Annotated in this window: 19 protein-coding genes; 8 read left to right on the top strand and 11 right to left on the bottom strand. The window is 72.2% G+C overall.

Annotated features, from left to right (window positions below):
• Nucleotides 1–78: 78 nt before the first annotated feature.
• The gene (locus SSPS47_RS02445; RefSeq protein ID WP_164248353.1) at nucleotides 79–1,293 is read right to left on the bottom strand and encodes an ROK family protein; all 1,215 of its coding nucleotides are present in this window, start codon (nucleotides 1,291–1,293) and stop codon (nucleotides 79–81) included.
• A gap of 76 nt (nucleotides 1,294–1,369) precedes the next feature.
• On the opposite strand from SSPS47_RS02445, the gene SSPS47_RS02450 reads away from it, so the two are divergent.
• Nucleotides 1,370–2,743: an MFS transporter gene (locus SSPS47_RS02450; protein WP_164248355.1), complete on the top strand. Its 1,374-nt coding sequence runs from the start codon at nucleotides 1,370–1,372 to the stop codon at nucleotides 2,741–2,743.
• Between the two features lie 71 nt (nucleotides 2,744–2,814).
• Nucleotides 2,815–3,186 carry a hypothetical protein gene (locus SSPS47_RS02455; protein WP_239064742.1) on the top strand — a complete coding sequence of 124 codons (372 nt, stop codon included), beginning with the start codon at nucleotides 2,815–2,817 and terminating at the stop codon, nucleotides 3,184–3,186.
• A 7-nt stretch (nucleotides 3,187–3,193) separates the two neighbouring features.
• On the opposite strand, the gene SSPS47_RS02460 is transcribed toward SSPS47_RS02455, so the two are convergent.
• The 3 genes from SSPS47_RS02460 to SSPS47_RS02470 form a co-directional block, all read right to left on the bottom strand.
• Nucleotides 3,194–3,859: a response regulator transcription factor gene (locus SSPS47_RS02460; protein WP_164248357.1), complete on the bottom strand. Its 666-nt coding sequence runs from the start codon at nucleotides 3,857–3,859 to the stop codon at nucleotides 3,194–3,196.
• Nucleotides 3,856–5,097, bottom strand: a complete 1,242-nt coding sequence (locus SSPS47_RS02465) for a sensor histidine kinase (protein ID WP_164248359.1) — start codon at nucleotides 5,095–5,097, stop codon at nucleotides 3,856–3,858. The genes SSPS47_RS02460 and SSPS47_RS02465 overlap by 4 nt, the downstream gene beginning before the upstream one ends.
• Before the next feature lie 163 nt (nucleotides 5,098–5,260).
• Nucleotides 5,261–6,673, bottom strand: coding sequence for a geranylgeranyl reductase family protein (locus SSPS47_RS02470; RefSeq protein WP_239064743.1), 1,413 nt, complete (start codon nucleotides 6,671–6,673; stop codon nucleotides 5,261–5,263).
• 99 nt (nucleotides 6,674–6,772) lie between these two features.
• Here SSPS47_RS02470 and SSPS47_RS02475 point away from each other — a divergent pair, with 99 nt between their 5' ends.
• Both SSPS47_RS02475 and SSPS47_RS02480 read left to right on the top strand, forming a co-directional pair.
• A complete protein-coding gene (locus tag SSPS47_RS02475) occupies nucleotides 6,773–8,137 on the top strand; it encodes a dipeptidase (RefSeq protein WP_164248361.1) in 1,365 nt (454 codons plus the stop codon).
• 146 nt (nucleotides 8,138–8,283) lie between these two features.
• Nucleotides 8,284–9,027 carry an MBL fold metallo-hydrolase gene (locus SSPS47_RS02480; RefSeq protein WP_147875723.1) on the top strand — a complete coding sequence of 248 codons (744 nt, stop codon included), beginning with the start codon at nucleotides 8,284–8,286 and terminating at the stop codon, nucleotides 9,025–9,027.
• Here SSPS47_RS02480 and SSPS47_RS02485 read toward each other — a convergent pair.
• Nucleotides 8,968–10,014: an NUDIX hydrolase gene (locus SSPS47_RS02485; protein WP_147875724.1), complete on the bottom strand. Its 1,047-nt coding sequence runs from the start codon at nucleotides 10,012–10,014 to the stop codon at nucleotides 8,968–8,970. The two genes, SSPS47_RS02480 and SSPS47_RS02485, sit on opposite strands and share 60 nt — an antisense overlap.
• A gap of 229 nt (nucleotides 10,015–10,243) precedes the next feature.
• Between SSPS47_RS02485 and SSPS47_RS34685 the strand changes: the two genes are divergently transcribed.
• Complete coding sequence (locus SSPS47_RS34685; protein WP_187280177.1) at nucleotides 10,244–10,411, top strand: hypothetical protein; 168 nt, start codon at nucleotides 10,244–10,246, stop codon at nucleotides 10,409–10,411.
• Between the two features lie 177 nt (nucleotides 10,412–10,588).
• Here the strand turns inward: SSPS47_RS34685 and SSPS47_RS02490 are convergent, their stop codons facing one another.
• A complete protein-coding gene (locus SSPS47_RS02490) occupies nucleotides 10,589–11,572 on the bottom strand; it encodes an ROK family protein (protein ID WP_164248362.1) in 984 nt (327 codons plus the stop codon).
• A 172-nt stretch (nucleotides 11,573–11,744) separates the two neighbouring features.
• Between SSPS47_RS02490 and SSPS47_RS02495 the strand changes: the two genes are divergently transcribed.
• On the top strand, nucleotides 11,745–12,791 hold the full coding sequence (locus tag SSPS47_RS02495; protein ID WP_164248364.1) for a LacI family DNA-binding transcriptional regulator: 1,047 nt from the start codon (nucleotides 11,745–11,747) through the stop codon (nucleotides 12,789–12,791).
• A gap of 278 nt (nucleotides 12,792–13,069) precedes the next feature.
• On the opposite strand, the gene SSPS47_RS02500 is transcribed toward SSPS47_RS02495, so the two are convergent.
• The 4 genes from SSPS47_RS02500 to SSPS47_RS02515 all read right to left on the bottom strand — a co-directional run bounded on the left by SSPS47_RS02500 (nucleotide 13,070) and on the right by SSPS47_RS02515 (nucleotide 17,018).
• Nucleotides 13,070–14,374 carry an aldolase/citrate lyase family protein gene (locus tag SSPS47_RS02500; protein WP_164248366.1) on the bottom strand — a complete coding sequence of 435 codons (1,305 nt, stop codon included), beginning with the start codon at nucleotides 14,372–14,374 and terminating at the stop codon, nucleotides 13,070–13,072.
• A 181-nt stretch (nucleotides 14,375–14,555) separates the two neighbouring features.
• Nucleotides 14,556–15,518 carry an electron transfer flavoprotein subunit alpha/FixB family protein gene (locus tag SSPS47_RS02505; protein WP_147875742.1) on the bottom strand — a complete coding sequence of 321 codons (963 nt, stop codon included), beginning with the start codon at nucleotides 15,516–15,518 and terminating at the stop codon, nucleotides 14,556–14,558.
• 87 nt (nucleotides 15,519–15,605) lie between these two features.
• The gene (locus tag SSPS47_RS02510; protein ID WP_164248368.1) at nucleotides 15,606–16,397 is read right to left on the bottom strand and encodes an electron transfer flavoprotein subunit beta/FixA family protein; all 792 of its coding nucleotides are present in this window, start codon (nucleotides 16,395–16,397) and stop codon (nucleotides 15,606–15,608) included.
• A gap of 198 nt (nucleotides 16,398–16,595) precedes the next feature.
• Nucleotides 16,596–17,018: a thioredoxin family protein gene (locus SSPS47_RS02515; protein ID WP_164254353.1), complete on the bottom strand. Its 423-nt coding sequence runs from the start codon at nucleotides 17,016–17,018 to the stop codon at nucleotides 16,596–16,598.
• A 92-nt stretch (nucleotides 17,019–17,110) separates the two neighbouring features.
• On the opposite strand from SSPS47_RS02515, the gene SSPS47_RS02520 reads away from it, so the two are divergent.
• Nucleotides 17,111–17,527 (top strand): DUF4395 domain-containing protein, encoded by a 417-nt coding sequence (locus SSPS47_RS02520; protein WP_164248370.1) that lies wholly within the window; start codon nucleotides 17,111–17,113, stop codon nucleotides 17,525–17,527.
• Nucleotides 17,528–17,703: 176 nt separating this feature from the next.
• Nucleotides 17,704–18,426: a lysophospholipid acyltransferase family protein gene (locus SSPS47_RS02525; RefSeq protein ID WP_164248372.1), complete on the top strand. Its 723-nt coding sequence runs from the start codon at nucleotides 17,704–17,706 to the stop codon at nucleotides 18,424–18,426.
• 60 nt (nucleotides 18,427–18,486) lie between these two features.
• On the opposite strand, the gene SSPS47_RS02530 is transcribed toward SSPS47_RS02525, so the two are convergent.
• Nucleotides 18,487–19,179 (bottom strand): phenylalanine--tRNA ligase beta subunit-related protein, encoded by a 693-nt coding sequence (locus SSPS47_RS02530; protein ID WP_164248374.1) that lies wholly within the window; start codon nucleotides 19,177–19,179, stop codon nucleotides 18,487–18,489.
• Nucleotides 19,180–19,224: the final 45 nt, after the last annotated feature.

Genomic DNA, 19,224 nt, shown 5'->3' on the forward strand with positions numbered 1-19,224 from the left:
CGGGGGCGTGGCTTCGGACGGACGGACGGGGCCGGGCCGTGCGATCGGGGCCGGGCCGTGCGATCGGGGCCGGGCCCGTCAGGTCAGTGCGGCCAGGGGATCGTCCAGGACCGGCTGCCAGGCCAGCTCGGCGGCGCCGACAAGGCTGTTGTGGTCCAGCGTGCAGGCGAGGATCGGCACGCTCCCGCTGCGGCCCCACAGGCTGCGGTCGGCGACGACGGCGCGCAGCCGGGCGGGGTCGGCGTCGAGCAGTTCACGGTGCAGCCCGCCGAGGATGACCCGGTCGGGGTTGAGGATGTTCACCAGTCCGGCGAGCCCCTGGCCCAGCCGGTCGATGAGCTGTTCGGCCGCCGCGCGTACGGACCGGTCGCCGTACTCCGTACGGAGCAGGTCGCGGGACTGCTGGAGCAGCGACACCTCGGGGCCGGGGTCGCGGCCGGCCGCGTCGAGGAAGGCCAGCGGATCGGTCTCGACGTCGAGACAGCCCCGGCTGCCGCAATGGCAGGGCCTGCCCTCGGGGTTGACGGTCAGATGGCCGACTTCGAGGGCGAGCCCCGAACTGCCCGTGTGCAGACGGCCGTCCACGACGAGGGCGCCGCCGACGCCGCGATGCCCCGTGGCGACACAGAGGAGTTGGGCGGCGCCCCGGCCCGCGCCGTGCCGGTGTTCGGCGAGGGCTGCCAGGTTGACGTCGTTGCCGGTGAAGGCGGGGCCCTCGATACCGGCCGCGCGTACCTGCTCGACGAAGAGGTCGCGTACGGGCGCGCCGGCCGGCCAGGCGAGGTGCAGGGGGTTGAGTGCCGTGCCCTCGGGCTCGGCGACCGCCGAGGGGACGGCGAGACCGGCGCCGACGCAGCGTCGTCCGCTGTCGCGCAGGAGCTTGGCGCCCTCGGCGACGACGGCGCCGAGTACCTGGGCGGGGTCGGAGGAGACCGTGACGCAGCCGGGCGCGGTGGCGACCGTACGGCCGCCGAGGGCGACCAGCGCGGCGCGGAAGCCGTCGGCGTGGACCTGGGCGGCGAGGACCACGGGGCCGGTGTCGTCGACGGAGAGACGGTGCGAGGGGCGGCCCTGGGAGCCGGCCGCGGCGCCGGGACGGGAGTCGACGCGGATGAGGCCGAGCGCTTCCAGTTCGGCGGCGACGGCGCCGGCCGTCGCGCGGGTGACACCCAGTTCGGAGGTGAGCACGGCGCGGGTGGGCGCGCGGCCCGTGTGAACCAGTTCCAGTGCGGGGCCCAGCGCGCTGCGGCCTCTCTCCAGTCGTGTTCTGGTCGTCGTCACCTTGCCGTTCATGGAGGTGAGTCTCCCATGATCCCGGCGCCGGGCCGCAGCCCTGTACGGATCGGCCCCGAGCCCCTATCCTTCTTTTGTGCCGAACCTAAACAAACTCCGGACGGCCATATCGGGGGGCCGCGGCGGAGATCCCGCCCGCGACGTCCCGCTGTCCTCCCTCACCCGCCTCCGTATCACTCTGACCGTGTTCTTCGCCCTGGACGGCTTCCTCTTCGCCGGCTGGGTCGTCCGTATCCCCGCCATCAAGCAGCAGACCGGCGCGTCGGCGAGCGACCTCGGGCTGGCGCTGCTCGGGGTGTCCGCCGGGGCCGTGGTGACGATGATGTTCACCGGACGGATGTGCAGGCGGTTCGGCAGTCATCCGGTGACCGTCGTCAGTTCGGTGCTGCTGGCGCTGAGCATCGCGCTGCCCGCGCGGACGCACTCGGCGCTGACACTCGGCCTGGTCCTGCTCGTCTTCGGTGCCGCGTACGGCGCGCTCAACGTCTCGATGAACAGCGCCGCCGTCGATCTCGTCGCCGCGATGCGCCGTCCCGTGATGTCGAGCTTCCACGCCGCGTTCAGCGTGGGAGGCATGGCGGGCGCGGGACTCGGCGGTCTGGTGGCCGGTGGTCTCTCCCCCTCGGCGCACCTCCTCGCCCTCACGGGCGTCGGACTGGTCGTCACCGCGCTCGCCGGTCCGTCGCTGCTGCGCCACACGGTGCCCACGGCCCCCGGTCCGGTCCCCGCTCCCGCCGCCGTGAAGGGCGGTGCGGAGAGCGAGGGCGCCCCGCGGCGGCTCGACCGGCGCACGCGCCGGCTCGTCGTCCTGTTCGGCGTCATCGCGCTGTGCACGGCCTACGGGGAAGGCGCCCTCGCGGACTGGGGCGCCCTGCACCTCGCCCAGGACCTGGACGCCGGTGCCGGGCTCGCCGCCGCCGGGTACTCGCTGTTCGCGCTCGCCATGACGGTGGGACGCCTCTCCGGTACGGCCCTGCTCGAACGGCTCGGCCAGACCCGCACCCTGGTCGCCGGGGGCGCCCTCGCCGCGTTCGGTATGCTCCTCGGCGCCCTCGCGCCCACGACGTGGCTCGCGCTGCTCGGCTTCGCCGTCACCGGACTCGGTCTCGCCAACATCTTTCCGGTGGCCGTGGCCAGGGCGGGCGCGCTCGCCGGACCGAGCGGTGTGGCCGCCGCGTCCACGCTGGGCTACGGCGGAATGCTGCTGGGGCCGCCCGCGATCGGCTTCCTCGCCGACTGGTTCTCGCTGCCCGTGGCGCTGACCACCGTCGCCCTGCTGGCCGCAGCGGCAGCCCTGATCGCGTACTCGGCGCGCAACGTCTCGGCGCCCGAACCGAGTTCAGCCGGCCCGGCGGGCGTCCCGGCGGAGGGCTCTCAGGAGGCCGTGAGGGAGGCACGGGCCGATGTCCCGGCGGACGCGACGGCCCGCACCGCGCACCAGGAGGGATGAGTAGCCGTACTCAGGCACACCCGTTCGGGCCGTCCCACCATGGAGGCATCCAACCGACACGGGAGAGCATCATGAAGTCAGGACGCCCGACCGCACTGGCCCGGCTCGCCAAGGGCCCCGTCCGGCTCGTCCACGACAACCGGGCCTCGCGGATCTACCTCGCCCTGGTCGCCGCGGCGGCGGTCTTCGTCACCGTGGACACGCTGTTCGTGCACACCGACGACGCGTCGTTCGCCGGCGTGTGGCTCTTCGCGCTGGCGGCGCCCACCGTCTTCCTCTTCTTCGCCGGCGGATCGCTGATGGGCGAGTCGTTCGCCTCCTCCTCCGCGTTCGGGTACGTGGCGCTCATCGCCTCCGTACTCATCCAGGCCGCGGCCATCGGGGCGTTCGTCCGGCTGCTGAGCGACCGGACCGGCCACGTGCGTACGCCTCGCGAGGCCTGACCTGCCGTCAGCCCAGCCAGCCGGGACGCACGAGCCCCGACTCGTAGGCCCTGACGACCAGTTGGGCCCGGTCGCGGGCACCTAGCTTCACCATCGTTCGGCTCACATGCGTCTTGGCGGTGAGCGGGCTGACGACCAGCCTGCGGGCGATCTCCTCGTTCGAGAGCCCGATCCCGACGAGGGCCATCACCTCCCGCTCCCGCTCGGTGAGTTCACCGAGGCCGTCGGCCGAGGACGGCGGCTTGGAGCGCGAGGCGAACTCGGCGATCAGCCGCCGCGTCACCCCGGGCGACAGCAGCGCGTCGCCGTCCACCACCGCCCGTACGGCGCGCAGCAGTTCCTCCGGTTCGGTGTCCTTCACCAGAAAGCCGGACGCGCCCGATCGCAGTGCCTCGAAGACGTACTCGTCGAGTTCGAAGGTGGTGAGCATGACCACCTTCACCTCGTCGAGGCCACCGTCCCCGGTGATCCGGCGGGTGGCGTCGAGCCCGTCCATGACGGGCATCCGGATGTCCATCAGGACGACGTCCGGGGTGAGTTCGCGCACCGCGCGCACCGCTTGGTCGCCGTCGGCGGCCTCCCCCACGACCTCGATGTCCGGCTGGGCGTCGAGCAGCGCGCGGAAGCCCGCCCGTACCAGAGACTGGTCGTCGGCGAGCAGGACACGGATCACGGTGTCTCCTTGGGCTTCAGGGGGAGGACGGCCTTCACGCGAAAGCCCCCGTCCGGGCGCGGGCCCGCCTCGATGGTGCCACCGAGGGCGGCGGCCCTCTCCCGCATTCCCACCAGTCCGTTGCCGCAGCCGCCGGCCTCGTCGCCGGTCGCGGGACCCTCGTCGTCGACGCGCAGGGTGAGTACGCCCGCGCCGTAGCCGACCCGGACGTGCGCGGTACGGGATCCGGAGTGCCGCACCACGTTGGTGAGGGCTTCCTGGACGATGCGGAAGGCGGCGAGATCGGCACCGGGCGACAGCGCGACGCGCTCGCCCCGGGTCTCGACCCCGACGGTCAGACCGGCCGCGGCGGCCTGCTCCACCAGTTCGGGGAGCCGGTCCAGTCCCGGCGCGGGTGCGCGGGGGGCGGCGCCGGAGGTCCTGAGCGTGTCGAGGACCTGCCGGACCTCTCCCAGCGCCTCCTTGCTCGCGGCCTTGATGGTGGTGAGCGCGGTGCGGGCCTGTTCCGGATCGGAGTCGAGGAGCGCGAGCCCCACGCCCGCCTGGACGTTGATGACCGAGATGGAGTGCGCGAGCACGTCGTGGAGTTCCCGCGCGATACGCAGCCGCTCCTCGTCGGCACGGCGCGCCTCGGCGGCGGCACGCTCGGCCCGCGCGTGGATCCACTGCTCCCGGCGCACCCGGACGAGTTCGGAGCCGACGAGTACGGCCACCACCCAGGCGGCGACGCCCACTTCGGGCCCCCACGGGGCGCCGACGTCGCCTTCCGGCGGCAGGTGCCGGTAGAGCAGATGGCCGACCAGCAGATGGCCCGCCCAGAGCAGACCGATCGCCCACCAGGCCGCCGCGCGGTGTCCGGAGACGATCGCGGCGAAGCAGGCGACCGCGACGGTGATGAAGATCGGGCCGTAGGGGTATCCCGCGCCGAGGTACAGCGCCGCCGAGAGGGCGACTCCCAGGACGCAGAGGACCGGGTAACGGCGGCGCAGCACGAGGAGCGCGGGGCCGGCGAGCAGCAGGACACGGGCGAACGCGTCGAGCTGTTCACGGTCCGGCTGCGCCTCGGCGGCGAAGCCGGTGCCGACCGTGACGAAAACGGCGAGGACCAGGCTGGAGAACCAGGGCAGCCGCGAAAGCCGCGCGCCGCCGGGCCCCCAGTGCGTCCCACCGCCGCCCGGCCCGCACCCGCCCCTGGACCAGGGGGGACGGAACCCGGCACGGCTGATCTGCTGTTCCATACCGTCACGCTAGACCGGCCGGCGGACGCCGGGCGTCCGCCGGGCGTGGTGACCGCGGGTACTCCCGGCGTAGTACGGCGTGGCGGGTACGGACAGGAGATCGCCGGGGCAACCGCCAGGCTCCGGCGCAGCTCCCGGCGGCGGCCCCCGGAAGAACTCGCTGCTACGGGGTGACCGCGCCGTCCTTCCGGTCCTTGTCCCGCTCCTCGTCCTCCCGCGCCGGCTCCCGACCGCCCTTCTCCGTGCTCCGCGCGGCGCCCGCCTGCTGGCGGTCGAGCACGTCCAGCGCACGCCGCGCCAGCGGATGGGTCCGTACGAGACCGCCCAGGGACGTCACGCCGCGCGTGATGTCCGCGAACGCCTTCCAGGCCGGGCGGAAACCGGTGATCAACGCGTGCAGCAGACCGGGCCTGCGCTCGAAGACGGAGAGCATCCGCCGGCCGACGCTCATCTCCACCCCGAGACCCGCCTTGATCGCGAAGGCGTAGTTCAGCGCCTGGCGGCGGGCGTCCACCGCGTCGTGCGCCTCCGCGATCCGTACCGCCCACTCCCCCGCCAGCCGGCCCGAGCGCAGCGCGAAGGAGATCCCTTCCCTGGTCCACGGCTCCAGCAGGCCCGCCGCGTCGCCGCACACCAGCACCCGGCCGCGCGAGAGGGGCGAGTCGTCGCTGCGGCAGCGCGTCAGATGGCCCGACGAGACCGCGGGCTCGAACCCGGCGAGCCCCTGCTTGGCGACGAAGTCCTCCAGATAGCGCTTCGTCGCGGCGCCGTCACCGCGCGCGGAGATGACACCGACCGTGAGGGTGTCGCCCTTGGGGAACACCCAGCCGTAACTCCCCGGCAGCGGGCCCCAGTCGATGAGCACCCGTCCGGCCCAGTCCTCGGCGACCGTCGGGGGCACCGGGATCTCCAGCTCCAGGCCGAGGTCGACCTGGTCGAGCTTCACCCCGACATGAGCGCCTATCCGGCCCGCACTGCCGTCGGCGCCGACGACCGCGCGCGCCAGGATCGTCTCGCCGTCGGCGAGGACCACGGCGACCGTACGGCGGTCGGGCACGGCCGGGCCGTGCTGCTGGACCCGTGAGACCGAGGCGCCCGTACGGAGCACGGCGCCCGCCTTCTGGGCGTGCTCCACCAGACTCGCGTCGAACTCGGGCCTGTTGATGAGCCCGAAGAGCATGCGCCGGGAGCGGCGGGTCCGCGCCAGCCGGCCGTTCATCGAGAACGTGACCGCGTGCACCCGGTCGCGCAGGGGCAGTTCGAAGCCGGGCGGCAGGGCGTCGCGCGAGGGGCCGATGATGCCACCGCCGCAGGTCTTGTACCGGGGCAACTCCGCCTTCTCCAGCAGCAGCACCCGACGGCCCGCGACAGCCGCCGCGTAGGCCGCGGACGCTCCCGCCGGACCCGCGCCGACCACGACGACATCCCACACCGACCGGTCGTGCTCACCCTCGTGACCGGCCTCGGGACCAGTCCCGGGCCCGCTTGCAGGTTCACTTCCGGCGTCTGCGTTCTCGCTGCTCACGATGTGCTTCTGCTCCTGATCCGACCGGTGGCCCTTGCTGTCGCACGGCATCCTACGGCGCCTGCGGGCCCGGTCCGTTGTGGGAGGATCGAGCCCTGTCCTTCGACGCACACACAAACACACAACGTCGTACCCGCCTGGAGCGTGCCCATGCCCGTCAGTCCGATCGCCGAAACCGTCACTTCGCTGATGCCGCGCGCACGGGCGGAACTCGCGGAACTGGTGGCCTTCCGGTCGGTGGCGGATCCCGCGCAGTTCCCCCGCGAGGAGTGCGAGGCCGCCGCGGCGTGGGTGGCGGACGCGCTGCGCGCCGAGGGCTTCGAGGACGTCGCGGCGCTGGACACCCCGGACGGCAGCCAGTCCGTGTACGGCTTCCTGCCCGGTCCCGAAGGGGCCCCGACCGTGCTGCTGTACGCGCACTACGACGTCCAGCCGCCGCTCGAGGAGAGCGCGTGGGTCACGCCGCCGTTCGAGCTGACGGAGCGCGACGGCCGCTGGTACGGACGCGGGGCGGCCGACTGCAAGGGCGGCTTCGTGATGCATCTGCTCGCGCTGCGCGCCCTCAAGGCCGCCGGCGGCGTGCCCGTCGCCGTCAAGATGATCGTGGAGGGCTCGGAGGAGCAGGGCACGGGCGGTCTGGAGCGGTACGCCGAGGAGCACCCTCGGTTGCTGGCCGCCGACACGATCGTCATCGGTGACACCGGCAACTTCCGGGTCGGGCTGCCGACGGTCACGGCGACGCTGCGCGGCATGACGATGCTGCGCGTCCAGGTCGACACCCTCGAAGGCAACCTGCATTCGGGGCAGTTCGGCGGCGCCGCGCCGGACGCCCTCGCCGCGCTCATCCAGCTGCTCGCCTCGCTGCGGGCGCAGGACGGCTCGACGACCGTGGACGGTCTGGCGGCCGACGCCGACTGGGACGGACTCGACTACCCCGAGGCCGACTTCCGCAAGGACGCCAAGGTGCTGGACGGTGTGGGGCTGATCGGCCGGGGCACGGTCGCCGACCGGGTCTGGGCCAGGCCCGCGGTCACCGTCATCGGCATCGACTGCCCGCCGGTGGTCGGCGCGACGCCGTCGGTGCAGGCGAGCGCCCGCGCGCAGATCAGTCTGCGGGTGCCACCGGGGCAGGACGCCGTCGAGGCGACGAAGCTGCTCACCGCGCACCTTCGGGCGCACACGCCCTGGGGCGCGCGGGTGGCGGTCGAACAGGTCGGGCAGGGCCAGCCGTTCCGCGCGGACACCTCCAGCCCCGCGTACACCTCGATGGCCGAGGCGATGCGCGTCGCCTATCCGGGCGAGGAGATGCAGACCGCCGGGATGGGCGGCTCCATCCCGCTCTGCAACACGCTGGCGGCGCTGTACCCGGCCGCGGAGATACTGCTGATCGGCCTGAGCGAGCCGGAGGCGCAGATCCACGCGGTCAACGAGAGCGTGTCGCCGGGGGAGTTGGAGCGCCTGTCGGTGGCCGAGGCGCACTTCCTGGTCAACTACGCGCGGTCGAAGCGGGGTTAGACCCCTGCCCGGCGGACCGTCGGGGCCCTGACGTGGGCATCCGCGAAACGGTTCACCCGGGGGCCATCCGGTCGTTCTGCGGACAGCGGAAATCGCCGTGAGCGAAGTGCCGCACACGTCCCTTCCCCAATGCATACATTCGACACATGGATCTCGTTGCGATCAGTCCACGGCTGCATATGCTCCGTTTCCCCATCGGTCAGGCGTACTTGTGGCAGGACGAGAACGAGCTGACTCTCGTCGACTCCGGTCACGTCTACGCGGGTCCGGACATCGAATACGCCATCCGCGATCTTGGTCTCACCCCCGGGAACCTGCGCCGCATCGTCCTCACCCACTGCCACCGCGACCATGTGGGCGCGGCGCAGGAGCTGGCGGGGCGGTACGGCGCCGAGATCATGGCGCACCGGCTGGAGGCGCCCGTCATCCGCGGCGAGTGGCCCGTGCCCGACCCGCTGCTCCTCGACTGGGAGATCCCCCTGTACGAGCGCGGGCTGACCGTGCCGCCCGCGCCGCCCACGCGGGTGGACCGCGAGCTGGAGGACGGCGACGAGCTGCCCTTCGGCGACGGCGCCCGGGTGGTGCACGTACCGGGACACACGTACGGGTCCATCGCCGTCCATCTGCCTTACCACGGCGTGCTGTTCACCGGTGACGCCGTGGCCGCCGCCGAACGCCGGGTGATGCTGGGCGTGTTCAACGTCAACCGCGAGAGCGCCAAGCGGTCCATGATCCGGTTGGCCGCCCTCGGTCCGTCGACCGTCTGTTTCGGCCACGGCGATCCGCTCGTCACCGACGCCACCACGGACGCGGCGTCCGTGCTGCGCGTGTCAGCCGACCGGGACACCGGCCTCCAGATTGAGTACGGTCCGCCGCTCCCGGGCGCGTAGGGCCCAGCGCAGCCGCTCGTAGCGGGCGGGCGGCAGCAGTGACACCGCCTCGTCCTCGGTGACGAATCGCCAGCCGCGCAGCTCCGACCCCGGCAGCAGCAGCCGCTCGACGTCGTGGTCCGGCAGCCGGCCGCCGTCGAAGATCAGCCGCAGTCCGCCGAAGCCGGGCGGTCTCGGCGGCTCCCAGTCGACCACCAGCAGTCTGGGGACCCGGTCGAGTTCGATCCCGATCTCCTCGGTGACCTCGCGCATCCCGGCACGGGCGGGCGCCTCGCCACGCTCGACCACACCGCCGGGGAACTCCCAGCCCGGCTTGTAGGTGGGATCGACGAGCAGCACCCGGTCCCGCTCGTCGAAGAGGAGCACCCCCGCCGCGACGGTCTCGGCCGTCGGCTCGGGTGTCTGCACGATCTCGCAGAGTCCCGCCGAGCCCGCGCTGACGGCGTCGGCGACGACCGCCGCGCTCTGCGCCGGTGTGAGTCCTCCGGTGTCGACGACCAGCGCGTCGGCCGTGAGCCAGCCGAGCGCGGCGGCGTACGGCTCGATGTGCTCGTACGCCCACTGCCGGCCGCGTTCGGTCCTCGCCGGGTCGTCGGCGGCCTCGGTGCCGCTCGCCCGGCCCGCTATTCGCCTGCGCAAAATCGTTTCGTCCGGCGCCAGCAGCACATGCCGCACGGGAATGCGACGGGACGCCAGACCGCCGAAGATCTCGTCCCGGTACTCCTGCCGGAGCAGTGTCATCGGGACGACGAGCACCCCGCCCGCGTCGTCGAGCAGCGCGGCGGCCGTGTCCACGACCAGCCGGCGCCAGATGGGCAGGTCCTGATAGTCGCTCACCTCGGCGAGTCTCTTCTGCGGGAGCAGCTCCCGCAGCCCGGCACCGATCACTCCGGGGTCGTACAGGGTGCTGTTCGGGATCATGTCGATCAGCTCGCGCGCCGTACTGGTCTTGCCCGCTCCGAACGCACCGTTGATCCAGACGATCACGGTTCCCCCTCTTCCGTAGCCCCATGTGGATTGCCCGCAACACCCGGCAGTGGAAACACGTGGCCGATTCCGGCTGCCCCGTCGACACCTCGTCGTTGCCGGCCCGTGGCCTGATCGCCACCTCATACGGAGGCGGCGGAGCGTCCCGGTTCAGGACGCGTTTTCAGCCGGAGCCGTAACACATACGGACAGAAGGTCGTTGGAGACGGATGTGACAAGGGGGTATGCGATGCACCGCGTCGTACTGGAGACATTCCCGGCCGGGGACCCGCGGGGAAGCCGGCCCGCCGAGGAGTTCGCGAGGGCGCGGCGGGACGAGGGCACTCCCGCCGAGGTGGTGATGGATCTGGAGTCGGACGTCTTTCTCGTCGTGGTGGTGCCGCAGCAGTCCAGATGATCCGCCCCTGGAGAAGTCCCGGCTCCGCGGCCCTTTCGGCTCCACCGGGCCCCATATCACCAGAGTTGAACGTCCCCACCGCTGACGCGCGCGATGCCGGACGGGCGAAGTAAGATGCGCTGGAAGTGATTTGACGAGCCGTCACATCTCCTTCTCCGTCAACCTGGTGACGGGCCGTCACAACGTCGTCGGAGCGCTCATCGCCGTGCTCGCCTCTCTCTGCGCGGAGGGCCCACGGCCCAGCGCGGCGGCCGCCGCGGCGCCCACCAGACCCGCGTTCGTCCCGGTCAACGCCGGTGCCACGGTGAGGTTCCGGACGAACGACAGCGTCGCGTACTCGCGCAACGCCCTGCGCAGCGGCACGAAGAGCACGTCGCCCGCGTTCGCCACTCCCCCGCCGACGACCGCGATGCCGATCTCCACGAGCGTCGCCGTCGCGGCGATCCCCGCGGCCAGCGCCTGCGCGGCGCGCTCGAACGAGGCGATGGCGACCGCGTCGCCGGTACGGGCCGCCGCCGCGACCGCCGCCGCCGAGTTGTCACCGTCCGGTCCGGGCAGCCAGCCGCCTTCCAGGGCGCGCCGGGCGATGTTGGGGCCGCTCGCGATGCGCTCGACACAGCCGCGCCCGCCGCACGGGCAGAGGTCACCGTCGAGGTCGACGCTGATGTGGCCGATATGGCCTGAGTTGCCCGAGGGTCCGGGGTGGAGCTTGCCGCCGAGCACCAGACCGCCGCCGACGCCGGTGGAGACCACCATGCACAGGGCGTTGTCGTAACCGCGGGCCGCGCCCTGCCAGTGTTCGGCAGCCGTCATGGCGACCCCGTCGCCGACGAGCGTCACCGGCAGGCCTCCGGTGGCCCGCCGGACCCGCTCCACCAGCGGGAAGGCGCGCCACCCGGGAACGTTCACCGGGCTGACGGTGCCGGCCGCCGCGTCGACGGGACCCGCGCTGCCGATGCCGAGGGCCGCCGCGCGCGTCCACAGCGGCGAGGCGCCGACCTCCGCCAGCACCTCCGTGACCGCGCGCATCACCGACTCGCCGTCCTCGGTCGCCGGGGTCGGCCGACGGGCCTGTACGAGGATTCTCCCCTCACCGTCCACCAACGCCCCGGCGATTTTGGTACCGCCGATGTCGAGAGCGGCTACGAGGTCGTTACGCATCAGTGTCGGATCTCCAGTGGACGAGTGTTCCCCGCGGGCGGGGATGGTGTGGACGCGCGTGGGACCTGCGGGTTCACGGAACAGTCTCCATTCACTTGACAACGTTGTCCAGGGCCTATGCTCAACGCCACAAGCCTTGTACCGCAACCGAACGACGACAGGACAGCGCACCGTGGCCGACACCGCCCGTCACCCCGAGCCCCGCTACGGTAATCGGCCCACCATGAAGGACGTGGCAGCCCGTGCCGGTGTGGGCCTCAAGACGGTGTCCCGCGTGGTCAACGCGGAGCCGGGCGTGACCCCCGACACCGAGCGCCGCGTCCAGGAGGCCATCGACGCGCTGGGCTTCCGCCGCAACGACTCGGCGCGGGTGCTGCGCAAGGGCCGTACCGCCAGCATCGGGCTGGTGCTCGAAGACCTCGCCGACCCGTTCTACGGCCCGCTGAACCGTGCGATCGAAGAGGTCGCGCGCGCCCACGGCGCGCTGCTGATCAACGGGTCGAGCGCCGAGGACCCGGACCGCGAGCAGGAGTTGGTGCTCGCGCTGTGCGCGCGTCGTGTGGACGGGCTGATCATCATTCCCGCGGGTCATGACCACCGCTACCTGGAGCCGGAGATCAAGGCCGGGGTCGCGACGGTCTTCGTGGACCGTCCCGCCGGCCGGATCGAGGCGGACGCGGTGCTCTCCGACAGCTTCGGCGGCGCGCGTTCGGGCACCGCCCATCTGGTCGCCCACGGCCACCGGCGGATCGGTTTCATCGGCGACCAGCCCCGGATCCACACGGCGGTCGAGCGGCTGGGCGGTTACCGCGCGGCGATGGCCGAGGCCGGTCTGCCGGTGGAGGAGTCCTGGGTGTCGCTGGGCACGACCGTTCCCGATCGGGTCCACGAGGCCGTCGTCTCGATGCTCAAGGCCCCGGAGCCGGTCACGGCGATCCTCACCGGCAACAACCGCGTGACGGTGACGGTCGTACGGGCGCTGGCCGCGCGCGAGCGGCCCGTCGCCCTGGTCGGCTTCGACGACATCGAACTGGCCGACCTGCTGGACCCCGGGGTCACGGTCATCGCGCAGGACGCGGCCACCCTGGGGCGTACGGCGGCGGAGCGGCTGTTCCGCAGACTGGACGGGGCTGCCGAGGCACCCGGCCAGGTGGTGGTGCCCACCAGGCTGATCGCACGCGGCTCGGGCGAACTGCCGCCGCCGTCGGACAGGGCGTAGGTTCCTGTCTTCGAACTGGCGTCGTCCGCTCGCAGGGCGGGGCTCACGGCGTCCGGTGCGTGCGATCGCAAGACGGAGGATCGCTCTCGTACTGGGCGTACTTGGGCGAGTCCGACAACACAGCGGGCGTGCGTGCCAGGCGTGGTGAGCCAGACGCCAGTTTGAAGACAGGAGCTAGCCCCGACGGCGGTCGGTCGTGGTCGCCGGACATTCCCTGGGGCGTGTACGGAAAGCGGCGCCGTCCGCCGGCGGGCCGGGCCGGACCTGGGGGACAAGCCTCAGGGCGCCGAGACCGTGAGGTCCGCGCGGCGTGGGGCGGCGTAGCTCCCCAGTTCGGCGCGGGTGAGCCCGGTCAGCCGGGTGACCTCGTCGCCGTCCAGGGCTCCGCAGTCCAGTCCGCGCAGCAGATAGCCGCTGAGCGCCTTCGCGGTGGCGGGCTCGTCCATCACGTCGCCGCCGGCCCTCGCCACGTACGCCGCGAGTCGCGCGGCGGCCGGCTCCAGACCCTCGCGGTAGAAGGCGTAGACGGCCGCGTAGCGCGTGGGCAGATGGCCGGGGTGCATGTCCCAGCCCTGGTAGTAGGCGCGTGCCAGGGCGCGGCGGGTGAGCCCGTAGTGGAGCCGCCAGGCCTCGTGGACCTGGCTGGTGGGGCCGACGGGCAGCACGTTGGTCGAGCCGTCGCAGACCCGTACGCCGGTGCCGGCGGCGGCGACCTGCATGACGGCCTTGGCGTGGTCGGCGGCCGGGTGGTCGCTCGACTGGTAGGCGGCGCTGACGCCGACGCAGGCGCTGTAGTCGAAGGTGCCGTAGTGCAGTCCGGTGGCGCGGCCGTCCGCCGCGACGATCATGCGGGCCACGGTGGCGGTGCCGTCGGCGGCGAGGATGGACTGGCTGGTCTCGATCTGGATCTCGAAGCCGATCCGGCCGTGCTTCAGCCCCCGCGCCTTCTCGAACTCCTCCGCCAGCCGCACCATCGCGGTGACCTGTTCGGGGTAGGTGACCTTGGGCAGCGTGAGGACGAGCCCCTCGGGGAGCCCGCCGGCCTCCATCAGCCCGCTGAGGAAGATGTCGAGGGTGCGGATGGCCCGGTCCCGTACGGGGGCCTCCAGGCACTTCATCCGGATGCCCGTGTAGGGAGCGGCGGTGCCGTCGCCGTACGCCGCGTGGACGAGGCGCGCGGCGCGGGCGGCGGCGGTGTCCTCCTCCTCGTCGGAGCGCGGGCCGTAGCCGTCCTCGAAGTCGATCCGCAGGTCTTCGACGGGCTCGCGCTCCAGCTTGGCCCGCACCCGCTCGTACACCGGCGCCGCCAGTTCGTCGGAGATGCCGAGGGCGCGGGCCAGCGAGGCCGCGTCGGGGGCGTGTTCGTCGAGCGCGGCGAGGGCCCGGTCCCCCCAGGAGCGGACGGTGCCCGTGTCGAAGACGTCGGCGGGGACGTAGACGGTGTGGACGGGCTGGCGGGTGCCGGGGTCTCCCGGGTAGCGGCGGGCGAGTTCGGCGTCGACCGGTGCGAGTGCGGCGCCGATGCTCGCCCCGACCGCGTCCGCGAGGCTCGTCGCCACCTTCTCCTGCTGGCCCTGACCCATTCCCACGCCTCCGTCTGCCGCGCTCGATTTCCGCTATACGAAATGAATCATCCGCATGGTGAAGTTAATCGCCCGATCCGGGCTGCGTCAATGGTCGCCCGGAGCGGGCGGGGAAGCGAGTGCGCAGCACGCGGGGGCCGCGCGGTGACGATCCACCGCGCGGCCCCCGGGATGTGCCGGTTCAGCCCTTGCGCGCCTTGATGGCCTCGGTGAGCTGGGGGACGACCTGGAAGAGGTCGCCGACGACGCCGTAGTCGACGAGGTCGAAGATGGGCGCCTCGGCGTCCTTGTTGATCGCGACGATCGTCTTCGACGTCTGCATGCCCGCACGGTGCTGGATCGCGCCCGAGATGCCGGAGGCGATGTACAGCTGCGGGGAGACCGACTTGCCGGTCTGGCCGACCTGGTTGGAGTGCGGGTACCAGCCGGCGTCGACGGCGGCGCGCGAGGCGCCCACGGCCGCGCCGAGGGAGTCGGCGAGCGCCTCGATGATCGCGAAGTTCTCGGCGCCGTTGACGCCGCGGCCGCCCGAGACGACGATCGCGGCCTCGGTCAGCTCCGGGCGCCCCGTGGACTCGCGCGGGGTGCGGCCGACGACCTTGGTGCCGGTGGCCGCTTCGCCGAAGGTGACGGACAGCGTCTCGACGGTGCCCGCGGCCGCGGCCGGCTCGACGGGGGCCGCGTTGGGCTTCACCGTGATGACCGGGGTGCCCTTGGTGACACGGGAGTTGGTGGTGTACGCGGCGGCGAACACGGACTGTGTCGCCACCGGACCCCCGTCACCGGCCTGGAGATCGATCGCGTCGGTGATCAGGCCCGAGCCGATGCGCACGGCGAGGCGGGCGGCGATCTCCTTGCCCTCGGCGGAGGAGGGGACGAGCACGGCGGCCGGGGACACGCTCTCGTACGCGGCCTGGAGCGCGTCGACCTTCGGGACGACGAGGTAGTCGGCGAACTCGGGGGCGTCGGCGGTCAGCACCTTCACCGCTCCGTGCTCCGCCAGCTTGGCGGCGGTGTCCGCGGCGCCCGCGCCGAGCGCGACGGCGACAGGGTCACCGAGACGACGGGCCAGCGTCAGCAGCTCCAGGGTGGGCTTGCGGACGGCACCGTCCACATGATCGACATAGACGAGGACTTCAGCCATGGGTTCTGTTCTCCTGCGCATGCGTGTACGTGAGGGTTCCGGGACCTGCTGCGGCGGCACCGGGCGTGGCCCGGGTACCGCGTTTCGTCAGATGAACTTCTGGCTCACGAGGAACTCGGCCAGCTCGTCGCCGCCCTTGCCCTCGTCGTTGACGATCGTGCCCGCCGTACGGGCAGGGCGCTCCGTGGCCGAGTCGACCGCCGTCCACGCGCCTTCGAGGCCGACGTCCCCGGCCTCGATGTCCAGGTCCTCCAGGTCCAGCGACTCCACCGGCTTCTTCTTCGCCGCCATGATCCCCTTGAACGAGGGGTAGCGGGCCTCGCCCGACTGGTCCGTCACCGACACGACGGCCGGCAGGGACGCTTCGAGCCGGACCGTCGCCGCGTCGCCGTCGCGGCGGCCCTTGACCGTGCCGCCGTCGACCGACACCTCGGACAGCAGCGTTACCTGCGGTACGCCCAGGCGCTCCGAGAGCATCGCGGGCAGTACGCCCATCGTGCCGTCGGTGGAGGCCATTCCGCAGATCACCAGGTCGTAGCCGGTCTTCTCGATCGCCTTCGCGAGGACCAGCGAGGTGCCGAGGGCGTCCGTGCCGTGCAGATCGTCGTCCTCGACGTGGACCGCCTTGTCCGCGCCCATCGACAGCGCCTTGCGCAGCGCGTCCTTGGCGTCCTCGGGGCCCACCGTCAGGACGGTGACCTCCGCGTCGTCACCGGTGTGGTCCCCGGCGATCTGGAGCGCCTGCTCGACCGCGTACTCGTCCAGCTCGGACAGCAGACCGTCCACATCGTCACGGTCCAGCGTCAGGTCATCGGCGAAATGCCGGTCGCCCGTGGCGTCGGGCACGTACTTCACACAGACAACGATCCTCAAGCTCACGCCGGCTCTCCTACTGCATCGTCATTTCTGGGCTGCCTTGTTGCTCGCAGCATAGGCGCCTGATGGGAGGTTTTCCGGTCAGGTCGACCGGCGCACCGACCATAATATTACTCGCCAGTACATCCATCTGATGCCCGCTGTGCAAACGCTTTGAACTGTGACCTTCCCAACGCCCGCCGGACCGCCGGCCGGGAACTCTCAGTCGCCGGGCGTCGTGTCCGGCACGGCCACGCCCAGCGCGGCGATCACATCGGCCCTGCGCGGCGCCCCCGCGGCCCGGCGGACGATCCGGCCTGCCGCGTCGAGGACGAGCACGGTCGGTGTCCTGAGGATGCCCAACTCACGTACCAGCTCCAGCCGGCCCTCGGCGTCGAGCTCCACATGGGCGACGCCGTCGACCATGCCGGTCACCTCGGCGAGCGTGCGCCTGGTCGCTCGGCAGGGCTGGCAGAACGCGCTGGAGAACTGGACGAGCGTGGCGCGCTCCCCCAACTCCGCGCCCAACTCGGCGGCGCCGAGCCGCCTTTCGCCGTCACGCCCGCGCACTTTGAGCCTCCCGTTCGTACGGCGGTGCAGCATGCCGAACAGGCTCGCCGCCGCGAGCACCGCCCCGCACACCATCAGTCCCGTCGTCGTCATCCCAGGTGAAGCGTTCACACGACCGCAAAATATTCCGCGGTCCCGGCCGGGCGGCCCCGAGTGATGCCGGTGTCATGAACATTGATGTCAGGGGCCCTCGCTTCGGCGCGGCCCTCACCACCCTCGTCCTGGCCGTGGTTCCCGTCACCGGGAGCGGTGCGCTTCTCGGCTGGCAGGCCCTGTGCTACGCGGTGGGCGCGCTGGCCGGTGTGGGGCGCTCGCCGTACGGATGGCTGTTCCGCACCGCCGTACGGCCGAGGCTCGGACCGCCCACGGAGTTCGAGTCCCCGCAGCCGCCGCGCTTCGCGCAGGCCGTCGGACTCGTCTTCGCCGTGGCCGGGTTGGTGGGCCATCTCCGGGGTCCGCCCTGGCTGGCCCTGGCCGCCACGGCCTGCGCGTTGGCCGCCGCCTTCCTCAACGCCGCCTTCGCCTACTGCCTCGGCTGCGAGATGTACCTGCCGCTGCGCCGTACGGCCCGCGCCCCGCGTTGAGCTGCGGCTGACGCCCCGATCACCCGGGAATGACGTGATGAGAATCTCGCTCCGCGCCGTCGGCAGGACTGGCCACAGGCCCTCGTTTGGGGCACGATCTGCCCAATGCCGAAAACCTACGGCTGCGTAACTTCCGTCGGGAGAACCCTCCCCGGGAACAGAAGGGTCTCCTCCAGATGGCAGAGCTCGTCTACCGGCCGGTCGTCGGCGCCGCCCGCACGATGTTCAGGGCGCTGGACCTCAAGATCGAGACTCAGGGCTCCGAGAACATCCCGCGTACCGGCGGTGCCGTGCTCGTCAGCAACCACATCAGCTATCTGGACTTCATCTTCACCGGACTCACCGCGCTCCCCCAGAAGCGCCTCGTGCGCTTCATGGCGAAGGACTCCGTCTTCCGCCACAAGGTCTCGGGGCCGCTGATGCGTGGCATGAAACACATCCCGGTGGACCGGAAACAGGGCGAGAGCGCCTACGCGCACGCGCTCGACTCGCTGCGCTCCGGCGAGATCGTCGGTGTGTTCCCCGAGGCGACCATCTCCCAGTCGTTCACGCTCAAGTCCTTCAAGTCGGGCGCCGCGCGCCTGGCGCAGGAGGCCGGTGTGCCGCTGATCCCGATGGCGCTGTGGGGCACCCAGCGGATCTGGACCAAGGGACGCCCGCGCAACTTCCGGCGCAGCCACATCCCCGTGACGATGCGGGTCGGCGAGCCGCTGGACGCCCCCACCGACCAGTACGCGGGGGCGATCACCCGGCGGCTGCGCGAGCGGGTGCAGGAGCTGCTCGAAGCCGCCCAGCGCGCCTATCCGGTACGGCCCAGGGACGCGAGCGACACCTGGTGGGTACCGGCGCACCTCGGCGGTACGGCTCCGACACCCGCCGAGGTCCGCGAGGCCAAGTGACCGAGCCCGTGCGGCGACCGCACCGAAACGTCACTGCTGGGGCGGTCGCCGGGTGGGGCGTCAGCCCGCGGGGTGGACGGTGATCCGGGCCCCGGGGCTCAACTTCTCCAGCGACTCGGCGAGTTCGGTGCCCGCGGCGTCGAGTTCCGCGCGGGTCATGGGGGCCAGGCTCTCCAGCAGGAAGACCGCGTTCACCGACTCCTCGGTGAGCCGGGTACGCACACCCTGGCGCCAGTTCCAGCGCCGGCAGGTGACGCCCTCGTCGTCGCGCCACACCACCTCGCCCGCGTCCGGGTGTTCGACGGCGGGCTCGCCGCCCGCGGCGGTGTGGAACGGTTCGTCGCCGGTGGCCCGTACGAGCCGCATCGCGCCCACGACGCTGTCGATGTCCTCACCACCGACGGGGATCAGATGGGCCACGCTGATGGCGTTGTAGAGGTCGACGAGGAGATTGATCCGGGGCAGACCGCCGTCGGCGAGCGCCCGCTTGGCCAGCGCCTCGGCGGAGTTGCGGGTACGGGACGGCTTGCTGCCGAAGGCCGTGTACGCCGCGCGCCAGGCGACCATGTGCGGGTCCTCGTGCGGGGCGCGCCCGTCGAGGCGCTCGGCGAGCCGGCGCGCGGCGTCGTCCAGCAGCGCCGAACTCGCCTCGTTGCTGGGGCCGTTCACCAGGCCGTGGGCCTCGACGGCGAGCGGGGTGAAGCCGGGGACGAGGGTGTGCACCTCGTCCGACACGGTGAGAGTCAGGGTCATCGTCAGCCTTGCCTCGGGACATACGGAAGCGGTGCACCACGGCAC

It is taken from the genome of Streptomyces sp. S4.7, assembly GCF_010384365.1.
In the GTDB taxonomy this organism is placed as follows: domain Bacteria; phylum Actinomycetota; class Actinomycetes; order Streptomycetales; family Streptomycetaceae; genus Streptomyces.